The organism is Streptomyces sp. NPDC107538, assembly GCF_055657445.1.
In genome coordinates this window covers 521,404-536,596 of the sequence record NZ_JBVKAY010000005.1, presented here as the reverse complement: position 1 = coordinate 536,596, position 15,193 = coordinate 521,404, and the positions used below count along the sequence as shown (strand labels likewise).

Genomic DNA, 15,193 nt, shown 5'->3' with positions numbered 1-15,193 from the left:
GGGCGGATAGGGTCGGAGACATGGGCAGCCACAAGGACGCAGAGAACCCCGTAGCCCCCGTAGCCCCCAAGGCCACCTTGCCGACCCCCGTGACCCCCGCCGGACGGGACGCGCTGGCCGCGATCCTCGCCCGCCCCGCCCGCACGGTGATCGCACTCGACTTCGACGGCACCCTCGCCCCGATCGTCCCCGACCCCGAGCAGGCCCGCGCCCACCCCGACGCGGTCGCCGCGCTCGCCGCCCTCGCCCCGAAGGTCGCCTCCGTCGCCGTGGTCACCGGCCGCCCCGCGGGCGTCGCCGTCCGCCACGGCGGCTTCGCCGGTGTCCCCGGCCTGGAGCGCCTCGTCGTCCTCGGCCACTACGGCGCCGAACGCTGGGACGCCGCCACCGGCACGGTCCGCGCCCCCGCCCCGCACCCCGGCGTCGCGGCGGTCCGCGCGGAGCTGCCCGGCTTCCTGGACGGCGTCGGCGCCTGGCAGGGCACATGGATCGAGGAGAAGGGCCGGGCACTCGCCGTCCACACCCGCCGCGCCACCGACCCCCAGGCCGCCTTCGAGGCCCTGCGCGCCCCCCTCACCGACCTCGCCGCCCGCCACGGCCTCATCGTCGAACCCGGCCGTCTGGTCCTCGAACTCCGCCCCCCGGGCATGGACAAGGGCGTCGCACTCCGCGACTACCTGGCCGAGACCACCGCCGAATCCGTCCTCTACGCCGGCGACGACCTAGGCGACCTCCCCGCCTTCGCCACCGTGGAAAAACTCCGCACCGAGGGCACCCCGGGCCTCCTCGTCTGCAGCGGCAGCACAGAAGTCACCGAACTGTCCGAGCGAGCGGACCTGGTGGTCGACGGCCCGGCAGGAGTCGTACACCTACTGACCACCATCGCCGAGCACGTATAGCACCAGGGGGCGCCTCAGCTCTTTTGTCTTTCAGGGGCGCGGGGAACTGCGCGAGAACCCCCGCCGAACCCGCACCCGCCCACGCACCCCTGCCCCCCGAGCTACCGGGCGCCCTCCAACTCCCTCAACTGATCCAAGAACCACTGCGTAGGCGACAACGCCGTCGCCGCCGCAGCAAGCCGCTTCACCCGCTCCCCCCGCTCAGCCGTCGGCAGACACAACGCCTCGTGCAGCGCCGCGGCCGTCCCCACCACGTCGTACGGATTCACCACCACCGCGTCGTCCCCCAACTCCTCGTACGCCCCGGCCTCCCGCGACAGCACCAGCACGCACCCCTCCTCGGAGACGACGGGCATCTCCTTGGCGACGAGGTTCATGCCGTCGCGGATGGGGTTGACGAGGGCCACGTCCGCGAGCCGGTACGCCGCCAGGGACCGGGCGAAGTCGTCCTTCAGATGGAGGATGACCGGGGTCCAACCCGGCGTCCCGTACCGCTCGTTGATGTCGTCCGCGACGCGCTGGACCTCGGTCATGTAGTCCCGGTACACCGCGAGGTCCTGCCGCGACGGGTAGGCGAAGGCCACGTGCACCACGCGCTCGCGCCAGGACGGCTGGTCGTCGAGGAGCTGCCGGTAGGCGTGCAGGCCGCGCACGATGTTCTTGGAGAGTTCCGTGCGGTCGACGCGGACGATGGTGCGGCGCGGGGTGCCGTCCGGGGCCGTACCGATCTGCTCCCGCAGCGCGGCCATCCGGTCGTCGACGTCCGCCTGGTGCGCGCGGGTCCGCAGGAAGTCCGCGTCGGCGCCCAGACCGTGTACGCCGATCCGGGTGCCGGACGCGGCGTCGGGGCCGAGGACGGCACGGGCGCACTCGGTGAACGCGTCCGCCCACCGCCGGGTCAGGAACGCGGCCCGGTCGGCGCCGAGGATGCCGTCGAGGACCTGCGCGGCGATGTCGTCGGGGAGCAGCCGGAAGTAGTCGACGGGCGCCCACGGGGTGTGCGAGAAGTGGCCGATCCGCAGGTCGGGGCGGAGTTCGCGGAGCATCCGGGGGACCAGGGTCAGGTGGTAGTCCTGCACGAGGACGGCCGCGCCGTCCGCCGCCTCCTGCGCGAGCGCCTCGGCGAAGGCGCGGTTGTACGTCTCGTACGACGCCCACTGGCGCCGGAACTCCGCGTCGAAGGCCGGCTCCAGCGGGGTCTGGTACAGCATGTGGTGCACGAACCAGAGCGTGGAGTTGGCGATGCCGTTGTACGCGTCGTGGTGCACGTCGGCCGGGATGTCCAGCATCCGCACGCCGGGCTCGGAGACGCCGCGCCGTACGGCCTCGCGGTCGCCGTCGCCCAGCGCCGAGCACACCCAGACCGCGCCCGACTCCGGGTCGATCGCGGACAGCCCGGACACGAGACCGCCACCGCCGCGCTTGGAGGCCAGCTCGCCGGTCGTCTCGTCCAGCGTGTACGTGACGGGGCCCCGGTTGGACGCGACCAGGACCTGGGCCGTGCGGTGCGTTGATGACATAGGGCTCAACCTAGCCCTTGGGTTCGGAGGTCAAACGTACGGTTCGGCCGGGCCCCCACCCGCGTGCCCCCACCCGCGCTCACTGGACCGGCGAGTCGGGTGGGGGAAGGCGGATCGTGTGGTCCCGGTCGACGGAGTCGACTCCGTCGACTGCTTCCAGGGTGCGCAACGCGTCCTCGGCGACGGTGCCGGAGAGCGTGCCCACGATCGGCTGGGTGCCGGTGACCGTCAGCCCCGCATGCCGTAGCGCCTCGACGATGTCCGCGAACCGGTCGGGGTCGACCGCGATGATGACCCCGACCGGTTCGGACGTGGACGACTCGTTCACGAGGTCACGGGTCCACGAAGTGGCGAGATCACGAGGTCACGGGGCCTGGAGCAGGCCCGCGCCGACGTCCCTGACCGGCTGCACCAGCGGGAACGCGCCGGCCTTCAGGCTGGCCATGAGCTGGGCCGCGGTGGCGGTGGGGGACGCCTGGGCGAGCAGCGCGACGACACCCGCGACATGCGGGGTGGCCATGCTGGTGCCGCTCAGGACCTGGTACCCGCCGTTGGGGGCCGCCGAGCGGATGTCCCTGCCCGGCGCGGCGATGTTGATCTCGCCGCCCTGGTCGTTGAGCCCGGCGTTGGAGAAGAACGACGGGCTGATCGCCTTGTCGACCGAGGCCACCGCGAGGATGGAGGGGCAGTTGGCGGGTCGGCTGACCGGGATCATCTGCCCGGGGCGCCGGCTGTCGTTGCCCGCGGCGGCGACGATCACCGTACCCAGCTTGAGCGCGCGCCGGGCCAGGATCTCGTACGTCTGCGGGAACAGCTCGCCCGGCTGGACCCGGGCGCCCAGCGACATGGAGATCACCTTCGCGCCGTTGGCGATGGCCCAGGCCATGCCCGCCAGGATCTGGCCGTCGCTGCCGCTGCCCGCGTTGCTGAGCACCTTCGCCGCGAGGATCTGCGCTTCGGGCGCCACGCCGTAGCGGGGGCCCTGCCTGGGGTTGGCCGGACCGGCGGCGGTGCCGACGCAGTGCGTGCCGTGGCCGTTGCCGTCCTCGACGGTCTCGTTGGGCACGAAGGAGGACGTCGCCGTGATGCGTCCGGCCAGGTCGGGGTGGTCGGTGTCCACACCGGTGTCCAGAACCGCGATCTTCACACCCTTGCCGGTGAGGTGGGACAGGTTGGCGCGGATCGCCTGAAGGCCCCAGGTCCAGGTCTTCTCGTGCCAGGCCGGGCCCTGGCCGGTGGCGATCTCGGCCTCGGTGTGGCGGCTGACCACGTCCTCGTCGCTGCGGAAGGCCGGGAAGAACTCGGTCGGCGCCTGCTGCGGGGCGGTGATCGGCATGGCGTAGACCATGCGTTCGGGCTCGGCGGCGATGATCGACGGTTCCGCCTCGGCCGTGGTCACCAGCGCGTGGCGCTGCGCGAGCGGTACCTCGACCACGGCGGCGGCGAGGTCCTCGAACAGGACCGAGACGTCGGGCCGCTCAAGGAGTTCGGTGACGTTCGCGGACTCGGTTCCCCGCACCCGCTCGACGGCCGCGATGTCGGCGTTGGCGCGCAGCGCGTTCAGTCCGCTCTCCTGGTCGTTCGGGTCCAGCAGGACCACATACCGACCGGTGTACTCCGAGTTCCGTCCGGTGAGAGGTTCACCGGGGCGGTGGGGCTGCTCGCCGAAGGCATGGCTGTCCATGGGGCCGTTCGCCATTGAATTCCCGCTTTCTGTGTTTCCCCCGGTTCGAGGTCACGCGCGGTTCTGAGGACACGCGCCGCTCCACGGTCGTCGGGCGCCGACGACGGTGGGCACCACCCCCGATCGACCGTCGCACCGGTCACCGGGGTCCGCAATTCGGTCCCGTCTCCCGCCCGCCTCCGAGGCCGGGCGGCTGGGCCGAATGGCTGGGCCGGACGGACGGGACGGCGGCTTCGGAACGGGTTCGGTGGCGGGACCGGCGTGATAGTGGGCCCATGACTGATCACCAACCGCCGTCCCGGTTCGGGCGGAAGTGCGAGAAGCGGCAGTGGGAGCTCCGCGAGGCGATCCGGTCCCGTATCGGTGAGATCCGGGCTCTGCTGGAGACCAAGAAGCAGAGCGCGGAGCAGGACGACGATCCGGTGGTGCGGGACGCGGCCCCCGTGCTCCACGCGAGGGCGGTCGCCGAACTGGACCTCGCCGAGGAGCGGCTCAGCCACTGCGACTGCCCCCGGCGGCTGGCCGCCACCCACCTCGCCGCGGCGCAGTCACACCTCGACGTGGCGCTCAACCTGCTGCTGCGTCTGGCCCCGCTGGGTGATGTGACGGCGCGCATCCCGAATCTGCTGGCCCTGGTCAGGGAGCACCTCTCCGGCGACGATCCGCGGAGGATCCGGGTCGAGCAGATCGCGAAGAACGCGCTCGCGGCACCGGAGGAGGCGAGGCTGCTCACCCGCGTCGAGCGGGAGACCCTCATCGACGCGGTGACCGTCGCCCGTCAGGTCCTGCAACGCGAGCATCTGCGCGTCCTGAGCTTCGTACGGATCGTGCTCTGGGTGACCCTCGGTCTCGCGGTGATCGTGGTCGGGGTCGCCGTGCTGGGCAGTCTGCACCCCGATCTGGTCCCGCTGTGCTTCCGGGCGGTCCAGCCGGATCTCCAGTCCGTCGAAGCGGTCTGTCCCACGCGGGAAAAGTCGTTCCGCAAGGTGCGTGACGTGGACTTCGCCATGGTCTCCTCCACATGGGACTACCTCGTCGTCGAGGTCATCGGGGTCGTGGCCGCGTCCGTGGCCGCGGCGGCCAGCCTGCGCCGTATCAAGGGCACGTCGACCCCGTACGACGTGCCGGTGGCCCTGGCGCTGCTGAAGCTGCCGACCGGCGCGCTCACCGCGCTGCTGGGTCTGCTGTTGATGCGAGGGGAGTTCGTCCCCGGGCTGACCGCCCTCGACACCCCGGCCCAGATCATCGCCTGGGCCATCGTCCTCGGCTACGCCCAGCAGCTCTTCACCCGGCTCGTCGACAACCAGGGCCAGGCCGTCCTCAACGCCGTGGGCGGCCCGGGAGACTCCCGTTCGACGAGCGAGCGCGAGACACGCGATCCATCAGAAGGGCCCTGACCCGATTGCGCCCTGACCCGATTGCGCCCTCACCCGATTGCTCCCTCCTGGTTGCACCGCACGCCCGGTGTCCGCCTCCTGGAAGCCAGGTGCAGTAGGTGCAGGACCGCACAGGACGGGTGGATCCCCATGGTGGTGACAGGCGTCGCTCGCGCGGAGCAACGGAGACAGGCCGAGGCCGCGGCGGAGCGGTATCGCCGGACGAGTACCGAGCGCCGGCAGATCGAGAAGCAACTGGGTGCCGGGGTGGCGTTCCCGGACTCACCGGAGGCGATCGCGGCCCGTGCCGCCCGGCTGCTCGACCGCCAGGCGGTGTCGGCCTCGGCGGCGGTGGAGAGCATCCGGGAGGAGCCGCTGGACGCGCCCGCCGCGTACGAACGCATCCTCGGCCTCTCCAAGGAGCTGCAGGCCTGGAGCTTCCTGCCGCGCGGCGCCCGCGCCGCCCGTACCGTGGCCCGGATCTCGGCGCGGGAGAACGGCCGGGAAGTGCCGCTCGGCACCGGGTTCCTGGTCTCGCCGCGCCTGCTGCTGACCAACCACCACGTTTTGCCCGACGAGGCGACCGCCCAGCGGTGTGTCGTCGAGTTCGACGCCCAGGTCACCGTCGACAACACCCCCGCCGTACCGGTCCGGCTCGAACTCGACCCCGGCACGCTCTTCCTCGCCGACCAGCGGCTCGACTTCGCGCTGGTGCCGGTCCGGTCCCTCGACGGGGACCAGCCACCGGGAGAGGTGTTCGGGTGGAACAGGCTCAGTGGGCAACTGGGCAAGCTGGTCATCGGCGAACCGGTGAACGTCATCGGTCACCCCATGGGCCGCCTCAAGGAGATCGCGGTCCGCGACAACGCGCTCCAGGTCCGGCTCGACGACTTCCTGCACTACCGGACCGACACCGAGCCGGGGAACTCGGGCTCACCGGTCTTCAACGACCAGTGGGAAGTGGTCGCCCTGCACCACAGCGGGGTGCCGGAGCAGGACGAGGAGGGCCGCACCCTGCGCAAGGACGGCAAGGTGTGGCAGCCGGGCGACGGCGACGACGCCATCTCCTGGGTGGCGAACGAGGGCGTGCGCATCAGCTCCATCCTCAGACACCTCGCCTCCCTGCCCGTCGACCACACGTCCACGGCGAGGGCCCTGCTGGGCGAGATGGGCCGGGACGCCGGCCTCCAGACGCTGACGGCAGCGGCGCCTGCGGTAGCGACCGTTCCGACAGTGGTCCCCGAAACGTCGACCACGTCCGTGCCCGAGACCACCACCGCCCGCACCGGTCTCCGCCCCCGGGCGACCGCCTTCGGCGGCAGACGGCACATCGTCTTCCTCCACGGCAGGAGCCAGGAGAACAAGATCCCCAAGGATCTGCGCATCGACTGGACCGCGGGACTCAACCACGGCCTCACCCGTGCCGGGGTCGCGCCGATCGACCCGGCGGACGCGTGGTTCCCGTTCTACGGAAACAAGCTCATGGACGCGCTCAAGCAGAACGAGTCCGTCCCCCGCGCCCACCAGGAGATGGCGGCCGGCCAGGTGGCGGAGGCCTGTGCGCCCGCCGGTGCGGCCAGGAGCACCTACGAGGCGCTCATCGCCGAAGCCGCCGGCAACGCGGGGATGCCGCCGGAGGCCCAGCTGGCCACCGAGGCCTTCGGCGGACGGATCGTCGGCGCTCTCCAGCGGCAGCTGAGCTGGCTGGCGGCCAACACCGACGTCGACGAGTGGTTCATCGCCGCGGCCCTGCGCGACGTGGCCGCGTACCTCGACGAGCCGGGTGTCCGGGACGCGGTCCTGGACACCGTGCTCGACTGCGTGCCCACCACGGGTGAACTCGTGCTCGTGACCCACAGCCTCGGCACCGTCGTCGGCATGGACCTCATCACCCGGCTCGCGCCGGAGGTGGAGATCTCCCTGCTCGTCACCGCGGGCAGCCCGCTCGGACTGGACACCGTCCAGCGCCGGCTCCTCGCCGGTGGTCCCCAGCGTCCCCAGCGGGTGGCCCGCTGGGTGAACGCCTGGTGCCCGACCGACGGTGTCGCCATCGGCTGCCCGCTCGGCGACGACTGGCAGGGCGAACTGACCGACCTGGCCGTCCGCAACACCCGTGCCCGGGCGCACGACATTGACGAGTACCTGGCCCACCGGGAGGTCGCCGCCGAGATCGGGCGCGTGATCACCGCGGGCTGAGGAACCCTTACGCCGCCTTGCGCTCCACGTACTCCTCGATATCGATCATCGGCGGCCGTTCCTCCAGGTCCACCGAGTACGTGCGCGGCTCGAAACCCTCCCGCCCCCGCTCGAACTGGGTCAGGACGGGCCGGATCAGGTGGCCGCGGGCCAGCCGGAGCTGGGCGGTGCGGTAGATCGCCGCGGACATACGGCCCAGCGCCGCCCCGTCCTGGTGGCGGTGTTTGCGGACGCCCACGTCGACCTGGGAGAGCGCGTCGAGGCCGACGAGGTGCAGCGCGTCGACGAGCATGCCCAGCTCGACGCCGTAGCCGACGGGGAACGGGAGCCGCTCCAGGAGGGAGCGCCGGGCCGCGTACTCGCCGCCGAGCGGCTGGACGAAACCGGCCAGCTGGGGCCAGTGCATGTTGAGGAGGGGCCGGGCCATGAGTTCCGTCACACGGCCGCCCTGGCCGGCGGCGGAGCCGAGGGGGCGGTCGTACATCGCCTTGACGAGGTCCACCCCGGGGTCGGTGAGCAGCGGGCCGACGATCCCGGAGACGAAGTCGGACGAGAACTCCTTGAGGTCCGCGTCGATGAAGCAGACGATGTCGCCGGACGTCACCAGGAGCGACCGCCACAGCACCTCGCCCTTGCCGGGCACGGCCGGGAGGCGGGGGAGGATCGCGTCGCGGTGCACGACCGTCGCCCCGGCGGCAGCCGCGACCTGGGACGTCCGGTCCGTGGAACCGGAGTCGACGACCACGATCTCGTCGACGAGCGGGACCTGCCGCATGAGGTCATGGCGGATGATCGCGACGATGTCGCCGACCGTCTCCTCCTCGTTCAGCGCGGGCAGGACGACACTGACCGTCTGTCCCGTGGCCCGTTTCGCGGCCATGATCTTGTGGAGCGGGCGGTCGGACATGGACCAGGAGCGGGTGCTCAGCCAGCGCTCGACTTCCTTCAGCACAGTGCGCGGCTCCTCTGCGTTCATCTCGCGGTTCGGACGGCTCTCTCAACTGTCCTGGCCTTCGGTTACAGTCTTGGACAACGCTGGTGACCATCGCATGTCGGTGCTCGTCGGCGTATACAACCAAATACCGCTCATCCAGAGGGGCAGAGGGATACGGCCCGATGAAGCCCCGGCAACCCTCCAGCCGGTCTGACCACGTTGTCGTGGTGAGGCTCCCGGCTCGGGAAGGTGCCAAATCCGTCTCACGGCGAAGTGCGTCGTGAGGAAGATGAGGAGAAAGGGCCTCGCCTCCATGGCTGCGCAGACTGTTGCAAGCACCACCGAATCCCCCGTCTCCACCGGTTCCACCGTAGACCTCGGCCCCGCCGCCGCGCTGAGCTGTCGTGAGTGCGGTCACCGCGTCCCCCTCGGACCGGTCTTCGCCTGCGAGGAGTGTTTCGGGCCGCTGGAGATCGCGTACGACTACTCCGCATACTCCACGGAGGAGCTGCGCAAGCGGATCGAGTCCGGTCCCGCGAACATCTGGCGGTACGCCCCCCTGCTGCCCGTCCCGGCGGACGTGGCCACGAAGCCGAACATCAACCCCGGCTGGACCCAGCTCGTGAAGGCCGACAACCTGGCCGCCGCGCTCGGCGTCGACAGCGGCAAGCTCTTCATCAAGGACGACTCGGGCAACCCGACGCACTCCTTCAAGGACCGCGTCGTCGCCCAGGCCCTGGAGGCGGCCCGCGCCTTCGGCTTCACCACGCTCTCCTGCTCCTCCACGGGCAACCTGGCCGGTGCCGTCGGCGCCGCCGCCGCCCGCGCCGGCTTCCGGTCCTGCGTGTTCATCCCGCACGACCTGGAGCAGGGCAAGGTCGTCATGGCCGCGATCTACGGCGGCGAGCTGGTCGGCATCGAGGGCAACTACGACGATGTGAACCGCTTCTGCTCCGAGCTGATCGGCGACCCGGCCGGCGAGGGCTGGGGCTTCGTGAACGTCAACCTGCGGCCCTACTACGCGGAGGGCTCCAAGACCCTCGCGTACGAGATCTGCGAGCAGCTCGGCTGGCGGCTGCCGGACCAGCTGGTGGTGCCGATCGCCTCCGGGTCGCAGCTCACGAAGATCGACAAGGGGCTCCAGGAGCTGATCAAGCTCGGGCTCGTCGAGGACAAGCCGTACAAGATCTTCGGTGCGCAGGCGGAGGGGTGCTCGCCGGTGTCGGTGGCGTTCAAGGCCGGCCACGACGTCGTACGGCCGCAGAAGCCGAACACCATCGCGAAGTCGCTCGCCATCGGCAACCCGGCGGACGGGCCGTATGTGCTCGACATCGCGCGGCGGACCGGCGGGGCCGTGGAGGACGTGACGGACGAGCAGGTCGTCGAGGCGATCAAGCTGCTCGCGCGGACGGAGGGGATCTTCGCCGAGACCGCGGGCGGGGTGACCGTCGGTGTCACGAAGAAGCTGATCGAGGACGGCCTTCTCGACCCGACGCTCACCACGGTCGTGCTCAACACGGGGGACGGGCTGAAGACGCTGGACGCGGTGGCCGGGACCGGGCTGACCGCGACCATCCGGCCCAACCTCGATGCGTTCCGTGAAGCTGGTCTCGCGTAGGACCGCCTCGAAGACCGCCTCGCACAGCACACATTCCTGACCGGAGGTCCCTCATGAGCGTTTCCGTCCGTATCCCCACCATCCTTCGCACCTACACGGGCGGACAGGCCGAGGTGAGCGCCGAAGGGGCGACTCTCGGCGAAGTCATCGCCGATCTCGAGAAGAACCACAACGGGATCGCCGCCCGGGTTCTGGACGATCAGGGCAAGTTGCGGCGGTTCGTGAATGTGTACGTGAATGACGACGATGTCCGGTTCGAGCAGGGGCTGGAGACGGCCACTCCGGACGGCGCCGGTGTGTCGATCATTCCCGCGGTCGCCGGTGGCTGACCGCCGGTCAGTACCCGCCGGTAGTAACCGTCGGTAACATTGATTACCGAGTGTTCATCGAATTGCCCCCTCCGTGAGAGAAGCGGAGGGGGCAATTCTCTATGGTTGAGCACTGTAGAGTTGGGGAAGCCGGTCGGATCACCGTAGTGATTGCATGCCGGGCGCATATGTGATCGCGCCGCACGCCCTATATGAAGTAGCCAAAGTGTGCATGCCTTTTGCGTACTTCTTCCCTTTTGTGGGGCCCGACTTGCCCTGAATTCGGGCGAATTGTTCGTACATTCCCGACCGGTCGTGTCCAGAATTCTCGTCCGATTGACCTGTTGCAGAGGGCAGTTGGACAGATACATTCGGCCGCGGTCGACGCGTTCCGGCGCACACCCCCAACCGTTGGGGGGTGAGGTCTGACCCGGATCCGCGAAGTGTGGATCTGTGCAAGGGCCAGTAATAGGGGAGTTAGGCATGGCTCAGGGCACCGTCAAGTGGTTCAACGCGGAGAAGGGGTACGGCTTCATCGCGGTCGACGGTGGTGCGGATGTATTCGTCCACTACAGCGCGATCCAGATGGACGGTTACCGCACCCTGGAAGAGGGCCAGCGGGTCGAGTTCGAGATCTCGCAGGGTCAGAAGGGGCCGCAGGCGGACATGGTCCGGCTCGCGGCCGGCTGAAGTAACGCGCCGGGTTCAACGCAGCGACGTTCTTCGTTCTTCATCGGAGGGCTCGCATCCCGTTTCGGGGTGCGAGCCCTCTCGTGTGCGCGGCGCGTACCCGCGCAAGGTCCGACGGGGGTGCCGATGGGGGTGCCGACGGGGCGCGCGCGGGCGCGTTCACCTGCGGATCATCGAGAGCCGCTTGCACTCGACCATGCCGAGTGCTAATCATTGGCGTTAGCACTCTGAAGGTGAGAGTGACAACGAGGATCGGGTCGGTGAGGCCCGCAGGCCAAGTGGGGCAAGGAACCACGAGGCAGGCGAGCCGTCCGTCGCGGGCGCCAGCACGGTCCGGAGCAATCCACCCCAGTCCGGGAGGACCACTTCACATGGCCAAGATCATCGCGTTCGACGAGGAGGCGCGGCGCGGCCTCGAGCGCGGCATGAACCAGCTCGCGGACGCCGTCAAGGTGACGCTCGGCCCCAAGGGCCGCAACGTCGTCCTCGAGAAGAAGTGGGGCGCCCCCACGATCACCAACGATGGTGTCTCCATCGCCAAGGAGATCGAGCTCGAGGACCCGTACGAGAAGATCGGCGCCGAGCTGGTCAAGGAAGTCGCGAAGAAGACGGACGACGTCGCCGGTGACGGCACGACGACCGCGACTGTCCTCGCCCAGGCGCTGGTCAAGGAAGGCCTGCGCAACGTCGCGGCCGGTGCCAACCCGATGGCCCTGAAGCGCGGTATCGAGAAGGCCGTCGAGGCCGTCTCCGGTGCGCTGCTCGACCAGGCCAAGGAGGTCGAGACCAAGGAGCAGATCGCCTCCACGGCCTCCATCTCCGCCGCCGACACCCAGATCGGCGAGCTGATCGCCGAGGCCATGGACAAGGTCGGCAAGGAAGGCGTCATCACCGTCGAGGAGTCGCAGACCTTCGGTCTGGAGCTTGAGCTCACCGAGGGCATGCGCTTCGACAAGGGCTACATCTCGGCGTACTTCGCGACCGACATGGAGCGCATGGAGGCGGTGCTCGAGGACCCCTACATCCTCATCGCCAACTCCAAGGTCACCAACGTCAAGGACCTGCTCCCGCTCCTGGAGAAGGTCATGCAGTCGGGCAAGCCGCTGCTGATCATCGCCGAGGACGTCGAGGGCGAGGCCCTGTCGACCCTGGTCGTCAACAAGATCCGTGGCACCTTCAAGTCCGTCGCCGTCAAGGCCCCGGGCTTCGGTGACCGCCGCAAGGCCATGCTCGGCGACATCGCCATCCTCACGGGCGGCGAGGTCATCTCCGAGGAGGTCGGCCTCAAGCTGGAGAACGCGACCCTGGACCTCCTGGGCCGCGCCCGCAAGGTCGTCATCACCAAGGACGAGACGACGATCGTCGACGGCGCCGGTGACACGGACCAGGTCCAGGGCCGGGTCAACCAGATCCGCGCCGAGATCGAGAACAGCGACTCGGACTACGACCGCGAGAAGCTCCAGGAGCGCCTGGCGAAGCTCGCGGGCGGCGTGGCCGTCATCAAGGCCGGTGCCGCGACCGAGGTCGAGCTGAAGGAGCGCAAGCACCGCATCGAGGACGCCGTTCGCAACGCGAAGGCGGCCGTCGAGGAGGGCATCGTCGCCGGTGGTGGCGTGGCCCTGCTGCAGGCCTCCTCGGTCTTCGAGAAGCTGGAGCTGGAGGGTGACGAGGCGACCGGCGCCAACGCCGTGAAGCTCGCCCTGGAGGCCCCGCTCAAGCAGATCGCCGTCAACGGCGGCCTTGAGGGTGGCGTCGTCGTGGAGAAGGTCCGCAACCTCGCGGTCGGCCACGGCCTCAACGCCGCGACCGGTGAGTACGTCGACATGATCGCCTCCGGCATCATCGACCCGGCGAAGGTCACGCGTTCCGCCCTGCAGAACGCCGCCTCCATCGCCGCGCTCTTCCTCACCACCGAGGCCGTCATCGCCGACAAGCCGGAGAAGGCCGCCGCGCCCGCCGGCGGCGGTATGCCGGGCGGTGACATGGACTTCTGATCGACCCCGGTCGATCACCGTCCTGCGGTACCGAGGGCGGCACCCCCTGGAAACGGGGGGTGCCGCCCTCGGGCGTTTCCGGGGCGTGGCACGGGTCACACCGATGCCGTCGCGCCGCTGGAATTCCGTGACGGCGGGGGCGGTTGTGCCGAGGGACGCATGCTATATGCGTGCGCATGGAATTGATTCCGCTCTCCCCCTAGGAGCCCCCGCGTGACCACCGCCTCCACCCCCACCTCCCGTGCCGCCGAGATTCTGTCCCGGCCCGTGACGATCAACGGGCTGACCGTCCCCAACCGGATCGCGATGGCGCCGATGACGCGGGTGTTCTCGCCCGGGGGTGTGCCCGGCGCGGACGTGGCCTCGTACTACGGGCGGCGGGCCGCGGCGGGGGTCGGGCTGATCGTGACCGAGGGGACGTACGTCGGGCACGAGACGGCCGGTGACCTGGACGGGGTTCCGCGGTTCGCCGGGGAGGAGCAGCTCGCCGGGTGGGCGAAGGTCGCGGAGGCCGTGCACGCCGGGGGCGGCACGATCGTGCCGCAGCTGTGGCACATCGGGACCGTCCGGCAGCAGGGCAAGCTCTTCCCCGAGGCCCCCGTCTTCGGCCCGTCCGGTCTTCGGGCCGACGGCACCGAGGCCGAGGGCGGCCGGGCCATGACCCAGGCCGACATCGACGAGGTCATCGCGGCCTTCGCCAAGTCCGCCGCCGAGGCCGAGCGCATCGGCATGGACGGCGTCGAGATCCACGGCGCCCACGGCTACCTCATCGACCAGTTCCTCTGGGCGGGCACCAACCGCCGTACCGACGCCTACGGCGGTGACCTCGTCGCCCGTACGAAGTTCGCGGCGGAGGTCGTGGCGGCCGTAAGGGACTCGGTGTCGGCCGACTTCCCCGTCATCTTCCGGTACTCGCAGTGGAAGCAGGAGGCGTACGACGCGCGCCTCGCCGAGACGCCGGAGGAGCTGGAGGCGCTGCTGAACCCGCTGGTGGCGGCCGGTGTCGACGCGTTCCACGCGTCCACGCGGCGTTACTGGCAGGCGGAGTTCGAGGGGTCCGAGCTGAACCTCGCGGGCTGGACGAAGAAGCTCACCGGCAAGCCCACCATCACGGTCGGCTCGGTCGGTCTGGACGGGGAGTTCCTCGCCGCGTTCGCCGGTGAGGGCGCGACGCTGAAGGGCATCGACGACCTGCTGAACGGTCTGGAGGCCGACGAGTTCGACCTCGTCGCCGTGGGCCGGGCGCTGCTCCAGGACCCCGAGTGGGCGGCGAAGGTGCTCGACGGCCGCTTCGACGAGCTGACGGCCTTCTCGCCGGCGGCGCTGGGTTCACTCAGCTGAGTTCGCTCAGCTGAGTCGTGGCTGTGCGGTTGTAGGGTCGTGGGCCATGGCACGACACAGGCTCGCCCCCACGCTCGCTCTCGTCCCCGCGCTCGCGCTCACCCTCGCCGGTGTCCTCGGTGCGTCGATGCCGGTGCGGGGGGTGGTCGTCGAGACCGTGTTCGCCCCCGCGCACACCGCCGGTGTGGCGCCCGCCGTCACCTATGACACCGGGCGGGTGCCCGTGGCCGCGCGGGTGCGGGTGACGGGGGAGCCGCGGGGCGACGGCGGTACGCGGATCGAGCTGCGGCTGCGGGACCTCGCCGCGCACCGTACGTACGGCGCGCATGTGCACACGCGGTCGTGCGGGAAGCTGCCCGCCGACGCCGGGCCGCACTACCAGGACGAACGGGATCCGAGGCAGCCGTCCGTGGACCCGCGGTACGCCAACCCCGACAACGAGGTGTGGCTCGACGTACGGACGGACGGCACCGGTTCGGCGCGCTCGGTCGCGGCCGTGGACTGGCGCTTCCGGCCAGGCGGGGCCCGCTCGGTGGTGCTGCACGAGGCGGCGACGTCCACGCACGCGGGGCACGCGGGGACGGCGGGGGCACGGCTGGCCTGCGTGAACGTGGCGTTCACGTAGGCCGGGCC

The 15,193-nt window shown here is 70.4% G+C and carries 13 protein-coding genes and 1 riboswitch; of the genes, 9 read left to right on the top strand and 4 right to left on the bottom strand.

Annotated features, from left to right (window positions below):
• Window positions 1-20: 20 nt before the first annotated feature.
• Complete coding sequence (gene otsB / locus ACZ7MG_RS20810; protein ID WP_471388821.1) at window positions 21-899, top strand: trehalose-phosphatase; 879 nt, start codon at window positions 21-23, stop codon at window positions 897-899.
• Between the two features lie 101 nt (window positions 900-1,000).
• On the opposite strand, the gene ACZ7MG_RS20805 is transcribed toward otsB, so the two are convergent.
• From ACZ7MG_RS20805 to ACZ7MG_RS20795, 3 genes are all read right to left on the bottom strand, one after another.
• Window positions 1,001-2,419, bottom strand: coding sequence for an alpha,alpha-trehalose-phosphate synthase (UDP-forming) (locus ACZ7MG_RS20805; protein ID WP_471388823.1), 1,419 nt, complete (start codon window positions 2,417-2,419; stop codon window positions 1,001-1,003).
• A gap of 79 nt (window positions 2,420-2,498) precedes the next feature.
• Window positions 2,499-2,747 carry a hypothetical protein gene (locus ACZ7MG_RS20800; RefSeq protein ID WP_471388826.1) on the bottom strand — a complete coding sequence of 83 codons (249 nt, stop codon included), beginning with the start codon at window positions 2,745-2,747 and terminating at the stop codon, window positions 2,499-2,501.
• A 36-nt stretch (window positions 2,748-2,783) separates the two neighbouring features.
• Complete coding sequence (locus ACZ7MG_RS20795) at window positions 2,784-4,103, bottom strand: S8 family peptidase (RefSeq protein ID WP_471388829.1); 1,320 nt, start codon at window positions 4,101-4,103, stop codon at window positions 2,784-2,786.
• 275 nt (window positions 4,104-4,378) lie between these two features.
• On the opposite strand from ACZ7MG_RS20795, the gene ACZ7MG_RS20790 reads away from it, so the two are divergent.
• Together ACZ7MG_RS20790 and ACZ7MG_RS20785 are read left to right on the top strand one after the other, a co-directional pair.
• On the top strand, window positions 4,379-5,500 hold the full coding sequence (locus tag ACZ7MG_RS20790) for a hypothetical protein (protein WP_471388831.1): 1,122 nt from the start codon (window positions 4,379-4,381) through the stop codon (window positions 5,498-5,500).
• A 129-nt stretch (window positions 5,501-5,629) separates the two neighbouring features.
• Window positions 5,630-7,675, top strand: coding sequence for a trypsin-like serine peptidase (locus ACZ7MG_RS20785; RefSeq protein ID WP_471388834.1), 2,046 nt, complete (start codon window positions 5,630-5,632; stop codon window positions 7,673-7,675).
• A gap of 7 nt (window positions 7,676-7,682) precedes the next feature.
• Here the strand turns inward: ACZ7MG_RS20785 and ACZ7MG_RS20780 are convergent, their stop codons facing one another.
• A complete protein-coding gene (locus ACZ7MG_RS20780; protein WP_471388836.1) occupies window positions 7,683-8,627 on the bottom strand; it encodes a glucosyl-3-phosphoglycerate synthase in 945 nt (314 codons plus the stop codon).
• A 131-nt stretch (window positions 8,628-8,758) separates the two neighbouring features.
• A riboswitch (SAM riboswitch) is annotated at window positions 8,759-8,905 on the top strand.
• Between the two features lie 17 nt (window positions 8,906-8,922).
• On the opposite strand from ACZ7MG_RS20780, the gene thrC reads away from it, so the two are divergent.
• The 6 genes from thrC to ACZ7MG_RS20750 all read left to right on the top strand — a co-directional run bounded on the left by thrC (window position 8,923) and on the right by ACZ7MG_RS20750 (window position 15,185).
• Complete coding sequence (gene thrC, locus ACZ7MG_RS20775) at window positions 8,923-10,227, top strand: threonine synthase (protein WP_471388839.1); 1,305 nt, start codon at window positions 8,923-8,925, stop codon at window positions 10,225-10,227.
• A gap of 53 nt (window positions 10,228-10,280) precedes the next feature.
• Complete coding sequence (locus ACZ7MG_RS20770; RefSeq protein ID WP_316727574.1) at window positions 10,281-10,556, top strand: ubiquitin-like small modifier protein 1; 276 nt, start codon at window positions 10,281-10,283, stop codon at window positions 10,554-10,556.
• A gap of 462 nt (window positions 10,557-11,018) precedes the next feature.
• Window positions 11,019-11,225 carry a cold-shock protein gene (locus ACZ7MG_RS20765; protein ID WP_005486335.1) on the top strand — a complete coding sequence of 69 codons (207 nt, stop codon included), beginning with the start codon at window positions 11,019-11,021 and terminating at the stop codon, window positions 11,223-11,225.
• A gap of 371 nt (window positions 11,226-11,596) precedes the next feature.
• Window positions 11,597-13,219 (top strand): chaperonin GroEL, encoded by a 1,623-nt coding sequence (gene groL / locus ACZ7MG_RS20760; protein ID WP_471388844.1) that lies wholly within the window; start codon window positions 11,597-11,599, stop codon window positions 13,217-13,219.
• A 213-nt stretch (window positions 13,220-13,432) separates the two neighbouring features.
• Entirely contained in the window at window positions 13,433-14,560 is a 1,128-nt protein-coding gene (locus tag ACZ7MG_RS20755) for an NADH:flavin oxidoreductase (protein WP_471388847.1), read from the top strand.
• 46 nt (window positions 14,561-14,606) lie between these two features.
• A complete protein-coding gene (locus ACZ7MG_RS20750; RefSeq protein ID WP_471388850.1) occupies window positions 14,607-15,185 on the top strand; it encodes a superoxide dismutase family protein in 579 nt (192 codons plus the stop codon).
• The last annotated feature ends 8 nt before the right edge of the window (window positions 15,186-15,193 follow it).